Below are 19,327 nucleotides of genomic sequence, written 5' to 3'. Positions count from 1 at the left end.
AACCTCCGTGCGGATAAACGGCAAACAGGCAGATATATGGCAGACGCCCGGTCCGATTGTCGGTGCTGCGTGATTCACGAGTGTGACAGCTTCGCGCTGAATCCGGCATCGGCCATTCGGCCAGGGTGTTTTTTCGACTCCCGATCAATAGACTGGTTTCAAATCTTCCCGTTTTAAAAACCCCGCTCGACCATCGTCCTAATCGAAAAACGGCTTGCGCAGGTATTAACCTGAAAAGATATTTTTAGCGCATTTAGGAATTTACGTATTTGCCGTCATCCGTTATCGACGTAAAAACAAGGCGTGTCGATTTTACGGGCGACGCGCCGCGCGGCCGCATATCAAAACCAGTCAATTGAATCCGGCAACGCGTGGAGGTAATGCTTTTGGTACTCCAGCTATATGGAGGTTTCTTAATGGTCTCAAGTTTTAATAAGAATTATGGAGTCGATTTTGCAGAAATCTTATTTGGCCTTATCACGTTATGAGACTGTTCGGCGGAGGTCGGCGAAAAGCGCGTTAATAATCGCCGGCGCAGGTGTATTAAGCGCATTTGCATTGGCGTCGTCTGCGCGCGCGGTCGAATGCGATCCTGAAGCGCAAACGTGCGACAACACACGGAGCACGTTGCGACTGGTTCCGCTGCCCGCCGCCGATTACCTCGCGATCAACACGAAAGGCGTGCGGAATGGGCCGGCCACGGTCGATGCAAACGCGGTGGACGCGATGGCCATCGGGCTGCTGGCGCATGCGGGCGGCGCGAGTTCGGTGACGATCGGCGCGCAGGCTACTTCGGCGGCCGCGGATGACACGGTGATCGGCGCGGGCGCGTGGTCGAACAGCGAACGGGCGACCGCAATCGGTTCGCTGGCGTCCATCGGCTACAACAGCGAGCGCGGCGTCGCGGTCGGTTTCGCGGCCCACGCGGGCGGCGCGGATGGCGTGTCGCTGGGCGCGTTGAGCGCGGCGGAAGGCGCATCCACGGTCGCGGTCGGCGGCGGCGCGCTGGCCGGTTTCTCGGCAACGGGCGCGACCGCGCTCGGCTTCAACGCTCGCGCGCTGGAATCCCGCTCGGTGGCACTCGGGGACGGTTCCATCGGCGATCGCGAGAATGCGGTGTCGGTGGGCAGCAGCGCGTTGAAGCGGCAGATCATCAACGTCGCGCCCGGCACGAGCAGCGGCGATGCGGTCAACGTCACCCAGCTGGGCGGCGTGACGAACGCGTTGGGCGGCGGCGCGGCCGTCGGCGCGGACGGTATGGTCACGAAGCCCACCTACACGATTGGCGGCAACACCTACAACGACGTCGGCGCGGCGCTGGCGGCTGCCGTCACGACATCCGCCGCCGACGCGCTCAGCTACGACACGAAAGCGCACGACAGCGTCGCGCTCGGCAAGACCGGAACGCCGGTGCAGATCCGGAACGTGAAAGCGGCCGCGCTGAGCGAGACCAGCACCGACGCCGTCAACGGCGCGCAACTGTATGCGACCGGTCAGGCCGTCAGCCAGAACGCGTCGGAGATTGCGAACCTCGACCAGCGCGCGAAATCGTTCGACACGCGCATCACGTCGAACGGCACGCAGATCGGCGCGCTCGACACGCGCGTGAGCACGGCGGAAGGCTCGCTGACCGACCTCGGCGCGAGCGTCGCGAAGCTCAGCGGCGGCACGTCCGGCGTGGTCAGACAGGACGCGGCAAGTCGCGATCTGTACGTCGGAAAAGACATGTACGGCGCGCACGTGAGTTTCGCGGGCGTAGGCGGCGCGCGCGAACTGCTCGACGTGGCGGCCGGGACGACCGAACGCTCGGCCGTCAATCTCGGACAGGTGCGTCCGGTGGTATCGGCGCTCGGCGGCGGCGCGCAGATCCAGGACGACGGCACGATCGTCGCGCCTGCCTATCATGTGCAGGGCGGTACGCAGACCACGGTCGGCGATGCGCTCGGTTCGCTGGATTCGGGCTTGACCACATTGCAGCGCGATATCGCGGCGGGCGGGATCGGTATCGTCACGCAAGACGCGACGACGCGAATCATCAACATCGGCAGTGCGACGGACGGGTCGTCCATCAATATCGCGGGATTGTCGGGCAACCGGGTCATGACCGGCGTTACAGCGGGCGCCGTGAACGCCCGAAGTGTCGACGCGGTCAACGGCGGCCAGTTGTACGCAAACGCCGCGAGCATCGCGTCCGCCCTCGGCGGCGGCGCGACGGTTCAGGGCGACGGCACGATCGGCGCACCGGCGTACTCGGTCGGCGGCGGGGTGGTGAATAACGTCGGCAGCGCGATCGGCAATCTGGATGGGCGCGTGACCCGCAATACCGACGATATCGCCAGTTTGAAGGGTTCGGTCGGCTTGATCGGCAGCGCCGTTGCAAACACCGTCCAGTACGACAGTTCCGCGCACGACAAGGTCACGCTCGGCACTTCCACGGACGCGAACGGCCAGCAAACGTCAGGCGCGAGCGTCACGCTGACCAATCTGAAAGACGGCGAACTGTCCGCCACCAGTCACGACGCGGTGACGGGCGCGCAATTGTGGACGACCAACCAGCAGATCGCCGATCTCAATCAGGGCGTGCGCAACTATCAGGTAAACGACAGCACGTTTGTCGGCGTCAATAGTGGCGGTGCGGCGGCGCAGGCGTCGGGACAGCGGTCGGTGGCGCTCGGCGGCGGCGCGCAGGCGCTGGCTGCGAATTCGGTTGCGCTCGGCGACGGAGCGATCGCGGATCAGGCGAACACGGTGTCGGTCGGCGCGCAGGGCAGCGAGCGGCGCATCGTCAACGTCGCGCCGGGCAGCGCACCCACCGACGCCGTCAATATGCAGCAGTTCCAGGGCGGCATGCGCGACGTGGCGCGCAACGCGTACAGCGGCGCGGCATCGGCGATGGCCATGACGATGATTCCCGACCTCGACGCGAACAAGAACTTCGGAATCGGCGTCGGGACGGCGGGCTACAAGGGCTATCAGGCGGTCGCGGTCGGCGTATCCGGGCGCATTACGCAGAGTCTGAAGGTGCGGGTCGGCGCAGGCGTGAGTTCGGCGGCGACATCGGTTGGCGGAGGCGCGATGTATCAGTGGTAAGCGTGGGTTTGCCGTGCCGGTGCTGCGTGGTGCGCGGGTCGATCGTGCAATAAAAAAGCGCGCCTCCCGGCGCGCTTCGAACTGCGGTTCAGCGAACGTTGCCCGTTTCAGTGGAACAGCTTCATCGCTTGCAGCAGCGTGTTCACCACGCCCCAGGTCAGCGGCGCGATCACATACAGCCAGAAGAGCGCGAGCTTGGCCGGATGGGTCTTCGTGACGGATTGTTGTGTGCTCATCGAAGTCTCCTTATTGGCCGCTGGCGAGTTGCGCATCGGTCATGTGGTGCTTGTCGTCCACGCGCTTGACCAGCAGGTTGCAGATGAAACCCACCACCAGCAGCACAGCCATGATGTGAACCGTCATCGTGTACGCATCGGCCTTTGCGACGCCGTGCGCCACCTGATAGGCGCGGATGTAGTTGACCAGCACCGGACCGGCGACGCCGGCTGCGGCCCACGCCGTCAGCAGACGACCGTGAATCCCGCCGACGAACGCCGTGCCGAACATGTCCGCGAGATACGCGGGAACCGTGGCGAAGCCGCCGCCGTACATCGTCAGGATCACGCAATAGGCCAGCACGAACAGCGCGATCTGACCGGATGCCGCGAAAGTCGGCACGAAGTAGTACAGCACGGCGCCCAGCGCGAAGAAGATGAAATAGGTGTTCTTGCGGCCCAGCCAGTCCGACGCGGACGCCCACACGAAACGGCCGCCCATGTTGAACAGCGACAGCAAGCCGACGAAACCGGCGGCAGCAGCGGCCGTTACGGTGTTCTTGAAGCTTTCCTGAATCATCACCGACGCCTGGCCGAGAATGCCGATGCCGGCCGTCACGTTCAGGAACAGCACCAGCCAGATCAGGTAGAACTGCGGCGTCTTCAGCGCCTGGTCGATGTGCACGTGATTACGCGTGATCATCTTGTTCTGCGAGTTGGCAGGCGGCGTCCAGCCGGCCGGTTTCCAGTCTTTCGCCGGCACGCGGATCGTGAGTGCGCCGATCGACATCGAGATGAAGTACGCAATGCCGAGCACGACGAAGGTTTCCGCGACGCCGACGCTGGTGTCGCTGCGGAAGTGGTTCATCAATGCGACCGACAGCGGAGCCGCGATCATCGCGCCGCCGCCGAAACCCATGATCGCCATGCCGGTCGCCATGCCGCGACGGTCCGGGAACCAGCGGATCAACGTCGATACCGGCGACACATAACCGAGCCCCAGTCCGATCCCGCCGATCACGCCATATCCGAGATACAACAGCGCGATCTGGTGCGTCCAGACGCCGAGCGCCGACACGAGGAAGCCGCCGCCGAAGCAGCACGCCGCGGTAAACATCGTGCGACGCGGGCCGACTTTTTCGAGCCACTTACCGGCAAACGCAGCCGACAGGCCGAGGAAAACGATCGCCAGCGAGAAGATCCAGCCGAGCGTGGTCAGCGTCCAGTCGTCAGGCGACGATTGCGTGATGCCGATCACTTTCGTCAACGGACCATTGAATACCGAAAACGCATAAGCCTGGCCGATGCAAAGGTGCACGGCGAGCGCTGCGGGCGGCACCATCCAGCGTGAAAAGCCGGGTTGCGCGACGGTGGCCTGTTTCGAGAAGAAGGGGGCGGAGCCGGGGCTGCCGCCCGGCCCGGTAATGCTGCTCATGGTCGGTCTCCGTTGACGTTCAAGCGTCTGTTATCGGCTGAAAATTACAATTCTTTAATATTCGTCCTACCTATGATCGCGTGTCATTAGTAGTCGGATATATGCAGTTGTGATTCATATAGAGCAAACCCGACCCTCATAAACGACACCTTATGAGAACGATAGGTGGGACTGTTTGCGCTGGCAATAGGAGATACGTCTGCATATAGCAGGCGTTTTTGCGGAAGGCTTACGGGACAAGGGCGAGCGGAAAAAAAACCAAATCGTGCACGGTGCCGAGCCCTGCACGCGGACCGTGATACGGTCACGGATAGACGCTAAAAAACAACAATCTCTGATATACCACATACAAGATATTGATTTTTGCGGCGACGCAGCATATGATTGAGTCATCGAATCACTCAATCTTTCGGAGCTACAAATGGAATTTGTTTCTCTTGCACTGCTCGCCCTTGCATTCGTCGCGCTGGGCGCCTCGGCAACTGTTATTCTGGCTCAAGGCATCACGCTGCCGGTCGCGCAACGCGCGTCGGGCAATGGCCGGTTCTTTGGGTTGGGCGGCGAGGGCACGATGGCTGCATCGGCGCCGTTCCGTAAGTCTGTTCAAAAAGAGGCGATGAATGTCGTCAGAACTTCAAACTGAATCTGTGGCTACACCGTTGACATTGACGTTACAGCCTATCGGCGCAAGCGTGAGCTTGCGCGACCAGGCTTATGCAATGCTGCGCCAGGCAATCGCCGACGCAGACATCTATCAGTCGCGTGAGGAAATCCGGCTCGACGAGCGCGTGTTGAGCGAATCGCTCGGCGTGAGCCGGACGCCGGTGCGCGAGGCGATGACGCTGCTCGAGCAGGAAGGCTTTCTGCGGATGGTGCCGCGTCGTGGCATTTACATCGTGCGCAAGAGCAAGCGCGAGATCGTCGAAATGATCCAGATGTGGGCCGCGCTGGAAAGCATGGCCGCGCGTCTAGCCACCCAGAACGCATCGGACGAGCAAATCGCCGGTTTGCGTCATATGTTCGACAACTTTCGTGATTCGACGCCCGCCGAACATATCGATGAATACTCCGACGCGAACATCGCGTTTCATCAGGCAATCGTCGAGTTATCGCAGTCGCGGATCATCCTCGACACGATCAAGAACATCTTTATCCATGTGCGTGCGATCCGGCGTCTGACCATTTCGCAAAGCGATCGCGCGTCCCGGTCTATCGTCGATCACCTGCGCATCATCGAGGCGCTCGAACAGCGCGATACCGAGCTTGCCGAACGGCTGGTGCGTCAGCACTCGCTGGATCTGGCCGCGTTCGTCGAAGCGAATTGCGACTTTCTGGATTGAGACGGCGGCGCGCACCGCGCCATTGTGATTGTCTGTAGCGAAAAGCCAGCGGAGATGTTTGAGCCGCTGGCTTTTTTTGCGTCTGCGATCTGCGTGATTTTTCTCAAATAATCCCGCTTGGGATCGACGCGGCGCTCGGTGTTTTCCCTCGTCGCCCCTCCGCGTCGGCGTCGCTTTATTCGCTGTAACCCCGCGTCAAACAAGGATCTCACGGCAATCTTCAGCGTTTTGCGGTCTCGAAAATGCGCTTGCTTGAATGTGATATATCACATACCGTATGGTTCAAGATGTAATGACACGCAGCGGGATCCTGAGGGTCCGACGAACTTGCGGTGGAGGAGACACAGATGGGCAAAGCACTCGACGGAGTTCGCATTCTCGACTTCACGCACGTGCAGTCGGGACCGACGTGCACGCAGTTGCTCGCATGGTTCGGCGCCGACGTGATCAAGGTGGAGCGCGCCGGCGCCGGGGACATCACGCGCGAGCAGTTGCGTGACATTCCCGAGGCCGACAGCCTGTATTTCACGATGCTCAATCACAACAAGCGTTCGGTGACGATCGACACGAAAAATCCCGAAGGCAAGCTCGTGCTCGAAGCGCTGATCCAGACCTGCGACGTGCTGGTCGAAAACTTCGCGCCGGGCGCGCTGGACCGGATGGGTTTTACGTGGGAGCGGATTCAGGAGCTGAATCCGAAGATGATCGTCGCGTCGGTGAAGGGCTTTGGACCGGGACCGTACGAGGATTGCAAGGTCTACGAGAACGTCGCGCAATGCGTCGGCGGCGCGGCGTCCACCACGGGTTTCGACGACGGCCCGCCGGTCGTGACGGGCGCGCAGATCGGCGACAGCGGCACCGGGCTGCATCTGGCGCTGGGCATCGTCACGGCGCTGTATCAGCGCACCCACACGGGCCGTGGCCAGAAGGTGCTGGCGGCGATGCAGGACGGCGTGCTGAACCTGTGCCGCGTGAAACTGCGCGACCAGCAGCGGCTCGAACGGACCGGCGTGATGCGCGAATATCCGCAGCATCCGAACGGCACGTTCGGCGAAGCGGTGCCGCGCGCGGGCAACGCGTCGGGCGGCGGTCAGCCGGGCTGGATCCTGAAGTGCAAGGGCTGGGAGCACGACCCGAACGCGTACATCTACTTCATCACGCAGGCGCCGGTGTGGACGAAGATCTGCAACGTGATCGGCAAGGAAGAATGGGCGACCCATCCCGACTACGCGACGCCCGCCGCACGACTGCCGCATCTTAAGGACATCTTCGCGGAAATCGAACGCTGGACGATGACGAAGACCAAGTTCGAGGCGATGGAAATCCTCAATAAATACGACATACCGTGCGGACCGATCCTGTCGATGAAAGAGATCGCGGAAGAGCCGTCGCTGCGCAAGACGGGGACGATCGTCGAAGTCGATCATCCGGTGCGCGGCAAGTATCTGACGGTGGGCAATCCGATCAAGCTGTCCGACAGTCCGACCGACGTTACGCGCTCGCCGCTGCTCGGCGAACACACCGACGAAGTGATGGCGGAAATCGGTTATTCGCCGGAACAGGTCAGCGCGTTGCGCGCGGCCGGCGCGATCTGAATCTGAACAGAGTGAAGGAGTAGGTCGTGGATACATGGATGAGATTTATGTCGAGCGAGGGCACGGTGGTGTTCGGTCGTGTCGAAGGCGCTTATCTGCATGAATACGCGGGACTCGATAACCGGGTACCGACGGGTGCCGTACTGTCTATGCGTGCATTGACGCCGCTTGCGCCGTGCGCGCCTGGCAAAGTCGTCGCGCTATGGAATAACTTTCACGCGCTGGCATTGAAGCTCGAAAAGCCCGTACCGACTCATCCGCTGTTTCTGCTGAAGCCGGCCGGCTCCGTGATCGGTGCGGGCGCAACGATCGAAAGACCGGCTGCGTATGCCGGGAAAATCGCATATGAAGGTGAGTTGGGCATTGTGATCGGACGACGCTGTCGCAACGTCAGCGTCGAAGAAGCGGCCGCTGCGATCTTCGGATACACGATCGTCAACGACGTCACCGCCGCCGAACTCCTCAACGAGAATCCGCATTTTCCGCAGTGGTGTCGCGCTAAAGGCTTCGATACGTTTTGCTGCCTCGGGCCGTCGATCGTGTCGGGATTCGATTGGCGTAGCGCGCGTGTCGTGACGACGCTCGACGGCGTCGAACGCCAGAACTATCCGCTCGACGACATGGTGTTTACGCCCGCCGAACAGGTGAGTCTGATCTCGCAAGACTTGACGCTCGAACCCGGCGATGTGATTGCGTGCGGTACGTCGCTCGGCGTCGGATCGATTAAAGATGGCGCGACCGTTTCGGTATCGATCGAAGGAATTGGCGTGTTGAGCAATCGCCTCGGAACGACGGAGCACCTCGCAACTGACGTCGCCGCCGCAGCGAGTGCAAGCGTTGCCTGACGCACTCGCTCTCTAGATGCCCAAAGGGGACGCGCATGCCGGAGTTAGCGGGGAATACCGTCTGGATGATCAGCGGATTTTTACTGTCGGTGGTGCTGGCTGGCGTCGTGTCAGGCGTCACTCAATTGACAGTTGCATCTGCAACCAGTTCGGTGAAGTCGCCCGCAGTCGCTTCGTATGCGGGTCCCGGGAGTGTCGTCATTGCGGGCTGGCTGGCAGCTGGGGCGGGCGCCAACGCTAACGTGGTCGTTGCTGCAATCGTCGGTGCGGCGCTTGGCGCGTGGCTCGCGCGCCGTCGTGATATGACGCGCCGGCCGGCAACGATCGCGCTGTTGGGAAGTGGCATTGGACTCGCCGCCGTTTCATGCGGCTTGTTCAGGTATCAGACGTCGGACGCATGGGAAAGTATCCAGCGCGCCGAGATGTATATCGCGGTCTTTTTCGGCGCGTTGATGTTCGCCGGATCGGCGGTGGCTTTCGGGAAATGGCGTGGTGCGCTGGATTTACGTGATGCACGACGTCCCGGCTATTCGCTGGTCAATCTGGGTGCCGTTATTTTATGTGTGTGGCTCGGTTACGATTTTGTGACCCGTGATATGCAGCCGTTCGGGATGAGCGCATTGCTGTCGATGAGTGGCCTCGCCGCAGCGTTGGGCGCTCATTTGACAATGACGACGCATCAGAGAGGACGAACCAGTCGCGGCGTGCGCAAGTGCGGAAAATCATTGGGTTTGAAGAAGCAGAAGACCGAAGCGGTCGTCATCGACGAATTTATCGAGTGGCGGTCGTGGAGCCATTGTCTCCCGCAGGAGATGCGGTGGAATGCGTTCCGCGACGGCAGGCAATGGCGCAGTGTGCGTCGCGTACATCGCGAGGCTCGGGCAGCATCGTTGCCGGGACGAAAAGAAAGAGAGTCGCGCTAAATCTTCAATGCAATTCAGCGTGCGCGCCGACACGTTGCAAGCGACACGCCACCTTGAGTGACGGTCTAACCCGCGTTAGAACTGGCTGTAGTACTCGCTTTTCTTATGGAGAATAAGTTGCGCGAGAAATTCGGCGTCATAGGCCTTAAGCAGATGCGCGTGGTGCCGTTCGATATAGGCGGTCACGCGGCTCGCATCGCAATCGAACGCGTTGAGCGCGTCGAGGGTCTCTTTGTCCCAACGAAAGCGCAGGCCGAGATCGCTAAAAGCTGCATTGAACGCGACGAGCTGCGCGTCGTCGGCGGTGTGCATCGACACCCGCGCGCCGCGCGTGCTGTGTTGCGACTCAATCGATGCTGGATTCATGACCGGGCTCCGTGGCGAACGAGTGAAACGACTCGATTGCAGCATAGAGCGCGACGAAGATTCGCAACAGTTAAAGTTTTACCGCGTATCTATAGCCTATTGCTTATAAACGCTCAATTCGCGGACTCGCGTGATCTTCTCGATCAGGTTCGCGCCTTCTTCCATCAGGAAGCGTTTGAATGCGACGGCAACAGGCGGCAAGCGTTTGTTCTTGCGATGGACGACGTACCAGTTAAGCATCACCGGAAAGCTCTCGACATCGAGTACGACGAGGTGGCCGAGTTGCAGTTCGAGGCTGATGGTATGGGCGGACAGAAACGCAATGCCCATTCCGGCAATGACGGCCTGCTTGATGGTTTCGGTGCTCTTGATCTCCATCGCGATCTTGAGATTGGTGAGTCTGCCGGCAAAGCCTTCTTCCATCGAGTTCCACGTGTCGGAACCACGCTCACGCACGATGAACGCTTCGCCCGCAAGCTGGCTCAGCTTGATGTTGCGTTTGCGGGCCAACGGGTGCGTGGGTGCGGCGACGATCACGTATGGATGCGGAGCAAACGCCTCGTTGGTGGCGTCGGTTTCATGCGGCGGACGAACCATTACCGCGAGATCGGTTTGATTCGACGCGAGTTGATGGAGCAGTTCCTCCCGGTTGTGGACCGCGAGGTTCAGCACCACGCCGCTATAGCGACGTGTGAATTCGGCGAGCACACGCGGAAAGAAGTAGTCGCCGGCACTGATCACTGCAACGTTCAGCTTGCCGCCGGAGACGCCCTTGAGCTGGCTCATCGCTTCGTCGACTTCGTGGAATTGCTGAATGATCGCGCGACTGTAGTGAAGCATCTCGGTGCCCGCGGGCGTCAGATAAATCTTTTTGCCGAGTTGTTCGAACAGCGGCAAGCCCGCGTGTTCTTCGAGTTGACGCACTTGTGTGGAGACAGCGGGTTGCGTCAGATGCAGTTCTTCAGCGGCGCGCGAGAAGCTCAAATGCCGGGCAACCGTCTCGAAGACCTTCAACTGCCGCAGTGTCGCGTTGCGCATCATGATGGCCGGTGTATAAGCGAATATGAATCGACATACTAACAAACTTTAATTATCAGTAATTCAGCAATGACCCTAGGATAAACAACAGAAGCTCATCAAAGAAGTCAGGTTCCGCGTACAAAAGAAACGTTTAGCGTTCGTTTTCGCGGGTAAACCTTAGCGTGCTTGAGTACTTTTAACGAGGTTCGGCTAGCGAAATTCGGACCACGCAAATCCGGTAGTGCCGGATGCCGCTTCAACGGCTCATAACTATAAGTTGGAACATATGCAGCACGGCAAATATGCCGGCTGATCCAGATACATAGTGGAGACAAGGCACATGAACGTTACTAGTCAACAAGGTCCCAGTCGCGCCTTTTGGTCGAACCGGTGGTGTCAGCTGGTTATCGGCATGCTATGCATGGCGCTGGTTGCGAACCTTCAATACGCATGGACGCTGTTCGTCGCGCCGATGGACGCGCGACATCACTGGGGACAAGCTTCGATCCAGCTCGCGTTCGCAATCTTCATCCTGACCGAAACGTGGCTAGTGCCTGTCGAGGGATGGCTTGTGGACCGCTTCGGTCCGCGTCCCGTGGTGGCGGTTGGCGCTTTGTGCGCGGGTGTCGCGTGGGTATTGTTCTCCCATGCAACGACTTTGACGGAGCTTTATGTCGGTTCGGTCATAGCCGGGATCGGCGCTGGCGGCGTGTACGGAACCTGCGTGGGTAACGCGCTCAAATGGTTTCCAGACCGACGCGGGCTGGCAGCCGGCTTAACGGCTGCGGGCTTCGGCGCCGGTGCTGCCGTTACGGTCATCCCGATTGCAAATATGATCACGCGTACCGGCTATGAACACACCTTCCTGTTCTTTGGCATTCTGCAAGGCGTATTCATCTTCGTGCTTGCGTTGCTGCTGAAGAAGCCCGACATGAAGCGCGCCGCAGTCGCGAACAAGCGGTTCGCCGTCACCAAGGTGGATTACACGCCTGGCCAGATGATCAAGACGCCGGTGTTCTGGGTGATCTATGTGTCGTTCGTCGCGGTCGCAGCGGGCGGCTTGATGGCCACCGCGCAAATCGGCCCGATCGCTAAGGATTGGGGACTCGCACGCATCCCGATGACGATGTTCGGCATGACATTGCCGCTGCTTACCGCGACGCTGTCGATCGACAATATCTGCAACGGCTTTACGCGTCCGTTTTGCGGCTTTATCTCCGACAAGATCGGCCGTGAAAATACGATGTTCGCGATTTTTATCGGTGAAGGTCTCGCGTTGCTCGGCTTGATGGAGTACGGCACGAACCCTTACGCGTTCATGACCTTCGCGGCGCTGATCTTTCTGTTCTGGGGCGAGATCTTCTCGATCTTTCCGGCCATCTGCGCCGATACCTTCGGCAGCAAATACGCGGCAGCCAACGCGGGCACGTTGTACACGGCGAAGGGAACGGCGTCTCTGCTCGTGCCAGTCGCGTCCGTCCTGTCGGCGACGGGCGGATGGAACCTGGTGTTTATCGTGTCGGCAGTCGTCACGATCGCTGCGGGCGTGTCCGCCAAGTTCATCCTCGCGCCCATGCGTTCGCGCTGGATCAATCAACGCGATCAACCGGCACTCAATCCCACCAGTACGTCGCATATGAGTCAATGACCGGAGCGGACAGGTGAATAAATCGAGTCATCGCGTGGCGGATGCTTCATCCGGCAATGCGCACATAGTCGTGAGTGTGTGCGCGCCATGAACGTATCGCTCCATCAGTTGAAGGTATTCGTGGCCGTTGCGCGTGAGCGCAGTTTCACACGCGCGGCACGCGAGTTCGAGTTGACGCAGTCGGCGGTGAGTCGGTGCATTCGGGAACTCGAAGATGCACTCGAAATCAAGCTATTCGACCGCACGACGCGTCATGTCGAACTGACGCATGCGGGGGCGAGTCTCGAATGCAGAATCGGCAGATTGCTCGATGAAATCGATCTGACGCTGCACGAGGAACGCACCGGGCATGAAGGACATAGCGGCGTGGTAATGGTCGCAAGCAATCCGGTGTTGTCGACGAGCTGGATTCCGGATTGTCTCGCGCGATGTGCTGCGACCTTTCCGCATCTGACCGTTTGCATGAAGGATCAGCCGCAAGCCGCAGTACTCGAAGCAGTCGAGCGCGGCGAAGTGGATTTCGGTGTGGTGTCGATTGCACAACCGGTTAATCCGGAGTCGTTGCACGCGCAACTGCTGTTCTCGACGTCGCTATGCGCGGTTATGCCTTCGACACATCGTCTATCGTGGTCCGGTTCGCTGTCGTGGACAGCACTCGACGACGTGACGCTGGTCACGTTGAATGAAGACTCGGGCACGCGTTCGCCGTTCGACTCCGCGTTGGCAAAGCATGGTCTGGAACGACGTCCGGTTCAACGACTCGGGCACGCTGCAGCGGTGTTACGGCTGGTCGAAGTCGGATTGGGAATCGGCGTCTTGCCGGTGGACGCACATTGGCCGTCGCTTCCCGATGGCCTCGTCGCGAGACCGCTGGTGCCCGAGGTGCGTCTGATGACGATGCTGATCCGACGCAAGAACAGGTCGCTGCGGCCGAATGCGGCGGCGGCATGGGCCCAATTCGCCGCGACTGTGAATGGATGCGTGGCTAACGACGAAATGAATCCGCGTCATTCGATGCCGGAAACACTCGACGAGCCCGCGCTGCGGCCGTCGTAATTGACGAGTTGTTTGCGAGGCTTGCGGCCTCGCCCCACTTGCACACATCTCCCATCTTTTACGTCACCCGTCGAGACCTTGATCTCTGACGGTTCGTGACATTGTCGCTTTCGCACGTTCGCTGCGAATCCCAAGTCTGGAAACGCGATTTCCCCAAATCCTGAGCCTGTTCTGGTGATGTCTCGCCTGCATCGGCGCGGCATTCGCCGAATGGTTTGCCAATCTGTGGATCGATGATTCCTAGGGCAGTTTGAGAATTGTCCTGGTGCGTTCGGCGCATTTGCGAGAGGACAATGGCCTCTCTGACACGTGACGAACCGTTTGGAAAATTACGTGGCAAATCTCAGGAAAAAATGCAATTCAGTAGGACGCTATGCGACTCAAATTAACGATTTCCGCAGCAAGCAGGCACGTAGCAGGCGCCGTGATTGATCAAAGGAGCGGTGCCCAGTCAGCCGTAGTGCTATGTCGATGAATCGGAAATCGTTTGGGCGCGATGCAGTGGAATTCGAAGATGTCGTGGCGCGCGTTCTCGACATTGTGTTGATCGCGCTAGGCGCGACGTTGGCGTCGTTCACCGTCACCACGGAAATCGGACATCCGCCGATCGAAGGCGCATTTGTGGGTTTCGGTGTCGGGCTCGGTGTGCTGACGTTTCCATGTTTCGGTTTGTATAAATCATGGCGTGGTCGTTCGAAATGGCGTCTTGCCGTGACCGTCGCATTTGCGTGGTTACTGGTTCAGGCGTTCGGCTTAGGCTTGATGTTCGCATTGCACAAGACCGCACACGTGTCGCGACTGTGGTTTGGCATGTGGACACTCTTGACCTGTTTCGGTTTGATCGCGTGGCGATTGATTGCGCATGCCGCGCTTGGCTATGTGCGCCGCAATGGAAAAGATTTGCGGACCGTTGCAGTCGTCGGCGCGGGACAGCACTTCGATTCGGTGCTGTCGCGAATCGAGAGTGAGACGGCATCCGGATTTCGCGCAATCGGCATGTTGAATACGCAGGAGACGTTGCATTCCGACGAAGCCGGTATGAGGAAGTTCGTCGCGGTCGAACCATTCGTGAAATGGGTACGCGAAAAGGAAGTCGATGAAGTCTGGCTTGCACTGTCGATGTCTGAAGAGAGTTTCGCGTTAAAGCTTGTCGCGCAGTTCAGTAGTGATCTCGTCAATCTTCGCTTCATTCCCGACGTACGCAGTCTGATGATGTTCGACGGCGATGTGGTCGAGTTGTTCGGTGCGCCGGCGATCAATCTGATGGCGTCGCCCATGTCGTCGAGTGCGATGTTGAAGAAGGCGATCTTCGACCGGCTGTTTGCGGCCATAGCGTTACTCGCGATGTCACCAGTTCTTGCGGCTGTGGCGGTTGCCGTCAAGTTGTCGTCTAACGGTCCGGTTCTTTTCACGCAGAAGCGGCGCGGTGCGGACGGTAAGGTCTTCAGGATCTACAAGTTCCGCAGTATGCGTGCGCACACCGCCAAAGTGGGCATCGTCGAACAGGCGACACGTGGCGATCCACGTATTACACGAGTCGGTGCATTCCTGAGACGTACCAGTCTTGATGAACTGCCGCAGTTTCTTAACGTATTGCGTGGCGAAATGTCGGTTGTGGGTCCGCGTCCTCATGCGATCGAACACGACAACCACTATCAGGAAATCGTCGACGGTTATATCCATCGCTACCGGATCAAACCTGGCATTACAGGGTGGGCTCAGGTCAATGGGTTTCGAGGAGAAGCCGATCGGATCGAGAAGATGCAAGGGCGTGTGGAGTGTGACCTGTACTACTTGAGAAACTGGTCTTTCCGTCTCGACATGCGAATTGTGATTGCGACGGTAATGAAAGGCTTTTTTCACAGGAACGCGTACTAAAGCCTCGCGCGCATCGGTCCGGACAAGGTGCGAAGAAAGGGAACAACTGTGCAGTAGGCGGAACCTTCCGCTAGCCACATCGCGTAGCAAGCGAACGGGTTGACGCACGAGAACTTGGATTTTTAGCATGTCAGTGGTGAATCGTATTCGGACCCGTGGTCGCACAGGGTCATTGGTGGCGGTGGTTTCAGTGCTTCTTTCTGCATGTGCGGTTGCGCCGGGAATGAAAATGGACAGCGCGGCATCACTTCCGGTCAGTCACGCGGGAGATCAGACGCCAGAGTCGCTGCCGGTGAAGATCACCGATATGGATGTCAGTCTGCTTCAGACACTGCGCGCGCAAGCCGCACTGCAAAACGCAGCGGTCGATCCCAGTCTCTTTGGCGTGCCTGCGCAATACACGCTTGGCGTCGGCGATGTCGTGCAAGTGACGGTGTGGGATCACCCGGAGTTGGGTGTTTCGCTGGCTAACCAGTCGCAGTCGCAGGTTCGTGCTTCCGACGCGCCTCCGGGCTTCGTCGTCGATCAGTCGGGCGATCTGACCTTCCCTTATGCGGGCCGACTTCACGTCGTTGGGCTTCGCACGGATGAAGTGCAGTCGCAACTGGGTCAACGTCTGGCGAAGGTGTTTCGCGATCCACAAATCACGGTGCGCGTGACGTCGTTCCGTGCAAAGAAGGTGTATATCGACGGCGAAGTCCACGCTCCCGGTGCGCAGCCCATCAACGATATTCCGATGACGCTCTACGAGGCTGTCACACGCGCTGGCGGCTTCACCGCGGCGGCCGATCAGGCTCGCATGCAACTTGTTCGTGACAACGTCGCGTATCCGGTGAATCTGCCGGAGATGATCGAAAAGAAGAGCGATCCGTCGAAGTTGATTCTTAAGGATGGTGACATGCTGCGCATTGCATCGCGTGACGAAAACGGCGTCTTTGTGATGGGTGAAATCAATAAGCCGACGACGGCGATCCCGTTGAAGAACGGCAAGCTGACGCTAAGCGATGCGCTGTCGCAAGCGGGTAGCGTGAATACGGGAACGGCCAACCCTTCGCAGATGTATGTGATTCGCGGCGGTGATGCGAGCGGCGCACAGGTTTATCGCCTCGACGGAAGTTCGCCCGTGGCGATGGTGCTCGCCAATCAGTTCGAGTTGCAGCCGAAAGACATCGTCTACGTCGACAGCACAGGATTGGCGCGTTTCAGCCGCGTGCTGATGCACTTGTTGCCGGCTGTGAACGCGGGCCTGACGGCAGCGGTGGTGGCGAAATGAAGGTCGGCGTGCTGATGGTTTGCGAAGGCAATCTATGTCGCAGCCCGATGGGCATGGCATTGCTTGCGCATGCAATGCCCAGCTTGAATGTGCAGTCGGCCGGCACGCATACGAGTGGCGGGCGCGCGGCGGATCCACTTGCGATGCAATTGATCGAAGCGCGCGGACTCGATTTACGGACACATGTTTCGACCTTGATCGACGAGGATCGCGTGAGACGCAGCCGCCTGATTCTCACGATGACACGCGACCAGCGTAACGCGGTACACGCACGATTTCCGTTCTCGCAAGGGAAGGTACACCGTCTCGGCGAGCACGAAGGGATCGACATCGTCGACCCGTTTCGACATGGCCGTTTCATTTTTGAACTCGCGATGATTCAGATCGAGCAGGGCATCTCCCGCTGGCTGGACCCAATTGCTCGACTGTCTTACTGATTATGAGCCTCTACTCTCAATCCTCCGGCGCGTCTAACGGCGTCAGAGATGAAATCAATCTGCCTCAAGTGGTCGGCATTCTGTCCGAGGACCGACGCCTGATCGCGGCGCTTACCGCGATCGCGTTGAGTATCGGCGTGGGCTATGCGTTCGTGGCAAAACCCGTGTTTCGCGCCGACGCAATGGTGCAGGTCGATACGAGCAGCAATGCGGTGAACGACAAACTCGGCGATCTCGCCGCGCTATTCGATGGTAAGGCGACGGCCGATGCAGAGATCGAGTTGATCCGGTCACGCGAGTTGATCGAAGACACGGTGCGCCGTTTGCACCTCGATATCGATGTACGTCCGCACTATTTCCCATTGATCGGTGCATGGGTTGCGCGTCGTTCGTCGGCTGAGCGTCCGGCAAATCAGGTTTGGGGATTGGGGCGATTTGCATGGGGCGGCGAACACCTCGACGTGGCGCAGTTCGATGTGCCGGTCCAGCTTCGCGATTCGACGTTCACGTTGAAAGCGGGCGTTGGCAATACCTATGAACTGATGGACCCGAGCGGCGATGTCGTGATCCGTGGCCGCGCTGGCGAGCCGGGTGTGGGCAACACGCAGTATGGTCCCGTCAATCTGACCGTGAGCGCGTTGCTTGCACGAGACGGCGAAGAGTTTACGCTCGCACGGGCCTCGACCCAGCAGACGACGGAGATGCTTCAGAAAGCACTTCGCGTGAGCGAAAAGACGCGTCAGTCTGGCGTGATTTCGATCCAGCTGGATGGCCCCGACAGTGCACGCACGGCGGAAACGGTCAACGCAATCGTGCGGGGTTACGTACAACGCAATGTGGGTTGGAAGTCGGCGCAAGCCGAGCAGATGCTTGCGTTTCTGGGCAATCAGTTGCCGCAATTGCGTAGCGATCTCGATGGTGCGGAGTCGCGCTACAACGCGTTTCGCACGAAAAGCGGCACGATCGATATGGGCGAAGAAAGTCGCCTGTTGTTGCAGTCTATTGTCGATAGCAAGACGCGTCTGCTCGCCTTGCAGCAGCAGCGCACGGAATTGTTGCAGCGTTTCGCGTCGGGTCATCCGTCCGTTGCATCGCTCGATGCGCAGATCGGCGAACTGCAACATCAGCAACAGACCCTGTCCGCGAAAGTGTCGAAGCTTCCCAACGTCGAGCAGGACGCGTTGCGTCTGATGCGTGACGTCAAAGTGAATACTGGGCTCTATACGAGCCTGATGGACAGCGCGCAGCAATTGCGGGTGTTGCGTGCGGGGCAACTGGGTAACGTGCGCGTCGTCGATTACGCGGTAGCGACCGAAGAGCCGGTCAAGCCGAAGAAGGCGTTGGTGGTTGGCGCGGCAACGCTATTTGGCTTGCTCTGTGGTTGTGTGGCGGCGTTCGTTCGTCGCTCGTTCCACGGTGGACTCGAAACCACGCTCGATATCGAAGATGCGTCGGGCGTGCCCGTCTATGCGGTGATTTCGCACAGCGAGCGCCAGTTGCGATTGCAACGATCCGCGCGTAGAGGCGAAGCGGGTCCACACGTGCTCGCATCGGCAGCGCCTGACGATATCGCCATTGAAGGCATTCGCAGCCTTCGCACGGCACTGGAATTCAGGCTGTCTGCTGCGTCGAATAATGTCGTGATGATCACCGGCCCGCGACCCGGCGTGGGCAAATCTTTTCTGTCCGTCAACCTGGCGGCGGTTCTCGCTGCAGTCGGCAAGCGCGTGTTGCTGGTCGATGCGGATATGCGGCGCGGCAACCTTCATGAGCATTTTGGCTTGCAACGCGTCGCCGGTTTGCAGGACGTGATTTCGGGCATGCCGTTCGAGGGTGCGGTGCGTCGTCAGGTATTCGAGAACCTGGATCTGCTGACGCGTGGGTCGAGTTCGTCGATGCCCGCTGAAATGTTGACGGGCGACCGCGTGAAAGCGGTGATTGCGGGCTTCTCCGGCGCTTACGACGTGGTGATCCTCGATACGCCGCCAGTACTTGCAGTGACCGACTCCGCGCTGATTGGAAAGCACGCGGGGACCACTTTGCTCGTCGTACGTCACGGTCGTCATCCGGTTGCGGAATTGCGTGAAACGACGCGCCTGCTCGGCGGCGCGAATGTCACGATCCACGGAGTCGTGCTAAGCGACGCGCCGCAGCGCGCCTCCGCTTATGGCGCGTTTTCCGCTTACCACAGTGCTCCGGAATGACT

16 protein-coding genes are annotated in these 19,327 nt (G+C 59.6%); 12 read left to right on the top strand and 4 right to left on the bottom strand.

The window, feature by feature from the left end:
* Nucleotides 1-627 precede the first annotated feature (627 nt).
* Nucleotides 628-3,090, top strand: coding sequence for a YadA-like family protein (locus PW947_RS04540; protein WP_299629882.1), 2,463 nt, complete (start codon nucleotides 628-630; stop codon nucleotides 3,088-3,090).
* Between the two features lie 107 nt (nucleotides 3,091-3,197).
* Here the strand turns inward: PW947_RS04540 and PW947_RS04535 are convergent, their stop codons facing one another.
* Complete coding sequence (locus PW947_RS04535) at nucleotides 3,198-3,326, bottom strand: oxalate:formate antiporter (RefSeq protein ID WP_299629881.1); 129 nt, start codon at nucleotides 3,324-3,326, stop codon at nucleotides 3,198-3,200.
* Nucleotides 3,327-3,336: 10 nt separating this feature from the next.
* Nucleotides 3,337-4,740, bottom strand: coding sequence for an OFA family MFS transporter (locus PW947_RS04530; RefSeq protein WP_299629880.1), 1,404 nt, complete (start codon nucleotides 4,738-4,740; stop codon nucleotides 3,337-3,339).
* 421 nt (nucleotides 4,741-5,161) lie between these two features.
* Here PW947_RS04530 and PW947_RS04525 point away from each other — a divergent pair, with 421 nt between their 5' ends.
* The 5 genes from PW947_RS04525 to PW947_RS04505 all read left to right on the top strand — a co-directional run bounded on the left by PW947_RS04525 (nucleotide 5,162) and on the right by PW947_RS04505 (nucleotide 9,443).
* Entirely contained in the window at nucleotides 5,162-5,383 is a 222-nt protein-coding gene (locus PW947_RS04525; protein ID WP_299629879.1) for a hypothetical protein, read from the top strand.
* Nucleotides 5,361-6,080: a GntR family transcriptional regulator gene (locus PW947_RS04520; protein WP_299629878.1), complete on the top strand. Its 720-nt coding sequence runs from the start codon at nucleotides 5,361-5,363 to the stop codon at nucleotides 6,078-6,080. Before PW947_RS04525 ends, PW947_RS04520 begins: the two co-directional genes overlap by 23 nt.
* Before the next feature lie 347 nt (nucleotides 6,081-6,427).
* The gene (gene frc, locus PW947_RS04515) at nucleotides 6,428-7,675 is read left to right on the top strand and encodes a formyl-CoA transferase (protein WP_299629877.1); all 1,248 of its coding nucleotides are present in this window, start codon (nucleotides 6,428-6,430) and stop codon (nucleotides 7,673-7,675) included.
* Nucleotides 7,676-7,701: 26 nt separating this feature from the next.
* Complete coding sequence (locus PW947_RS04510; RefSeq protein ID WP_299629876.1) at nucleotides 7,702-8,520, top strand: fumarylacetoacetate hydrolase family protein; 819 nt, start codon at nucleotides 7,702-7,704, stop codon at nucleotides 8,518-8,520.
* 35 nt (nucleotides 8,521-8,555) lie between these two features.
* Nucleotides 8,556-9,443 (top strand): NAD(P)(+) transhydrogenase (Re/Si-specific) subunit beta, encoded by an 888-nt coding sequence (locus PW947_RS04505; RefSeq protein WP_299629875.1) that lies wholly within the window; start codon nucleotides 8,556-8,558, stop codon nucleotides 9,441-9,443.
* Nucleotides 9,444-9,518: 75 nt separating this feature from the next.
* On the opposite strand, the gene PW947_RS04500 is transcribed toward PW947_RS04505, so the two are convergent.
* On the bottom strand, nucleotides 9,519-9,809 hold the full coding sequence (locus PW947_RS04500; RefSeq protein ID WP_299629874.1) for a hypothetical protein: 291 nt from the start codon (nucleotides 9,807-9,809) through the stop codon (nucleotides 9,519-9,521).
* A 96-nt stretch (nucleotides 9,810-9,905) separates the two neighbouring features.
* Nucleotides 9,906-10,853, bottom strand: a complete 948-nt coding sequence (locus PW947_RS04495; protein ID WP_299630571.1) for a LysR family transcriptional regulator — start codon at nucleotides 10,851-10,853, stop codon at nucleotides 9,906-9,908.
* A gap of 316 nt (nucleotides 10,854-11,169) precedes the next feature.
* On the opposite strand from PW947_RS04495, the gene oxlT reads away from it, so the two are divergent.
* The 6 genes from oxlT (at nucleotide 11,170) to PW947_RS04465 (ending at nucleotide 19,325) form a co-directional block, all read left to right on the top strand.
* Nucleotides 11,170-12,477: an oxalate/formate MFS antiporter gene (gene oxlT, locus PW947_RS04490; protein ID WP_299629873.1), complete on the top strand. Its 1,308-nt coding sequence runs from the start codon at nucleotides 11,170-11,172 to the stop codon at nucleotides 12,475-12,477.
* An 87-nt stretch (nucleotides 12,478-12,564) separates the two neighbouring features.
* Nucleotides 12,565-13,533, top strand: coding sequence for a LysR family transcriptional regulator (locus PW947_RS04485; protein WP_299629872.1), 969 nt, complete (start codon nucleotides 12,565-12,567; stop codon nucleotides 13,531-13,533).
* A 465-nt stretch (nucleotides 13,534-13,998) separates the two neighbouring features.
* Nucleotides 13,999-15,411, top strand: a complete 1,413-nt coding sequence (locus PW947_RS04480; RefSeq protein ID WP_299629871.1) for an undecaprenyl-phosphate glucose phosphotransferase — start codon at nucleotides 13,999-14,001, stop codon at nucleotides 15,409-15,411.
* 223 nt (nucleotides 15,412-15,634) lie between these two features.
* Nucleotides 15,635-16,684 (top strand): polysaccharide biosynthesis/export family protein, encoded by a 1,050-nt coding sequence (locus tag PW947_RS04475; RefSeq protein ID WP_299629870.1) that lies wholly within the window; start codon nucleotides 15,635-15,637, stop codon nucleotides 16,682-16,684.
* Nucleotides 16,681-17,121, top strand: a complete 441-nt coding sequence (locus PW947_RS04470; RefSeq protein ID WP_299629869.1) for a low molecular weight phosphotyrosine protein phosphatase — start codon at nucleotides 16,681-16,683, stop codon at nucleotides 17,119-17,121. Before PW947_RS04475 ends, PW947_RS04470 begins: the two co-directional genes overlap by 4 nt.
* Before the next feature lie 2 nt (nucleotides 17,122-17,123).
* Nucleotides 17,124-19,325, top strand: coding sequence for a polysaccharide biosynthesis tyrosine autokinase (locus PW947_RS04465; RefSeq protein WP_299629868.1), 2,202 nt, complete (start codon nucleotides 17,124-17,126; stop codon nucleotides 19,323-19,325).
* Nucleotides 19,326-19,327 lie beyond the last annotated feature (2 nt).

This window comes from Paraburkholderia sp., assembly GCF_028283785.1.
GTDB lineage: Bacteria > Pseudomonadota > Gammaproteobacteria > Burkholderiales > Burkholderiaceae > Paraburkholderia.
Note: the sequence above shows the minus strand (reverse complement) of the source record. Positions and strands in the feature narration are given on the sequence as shown.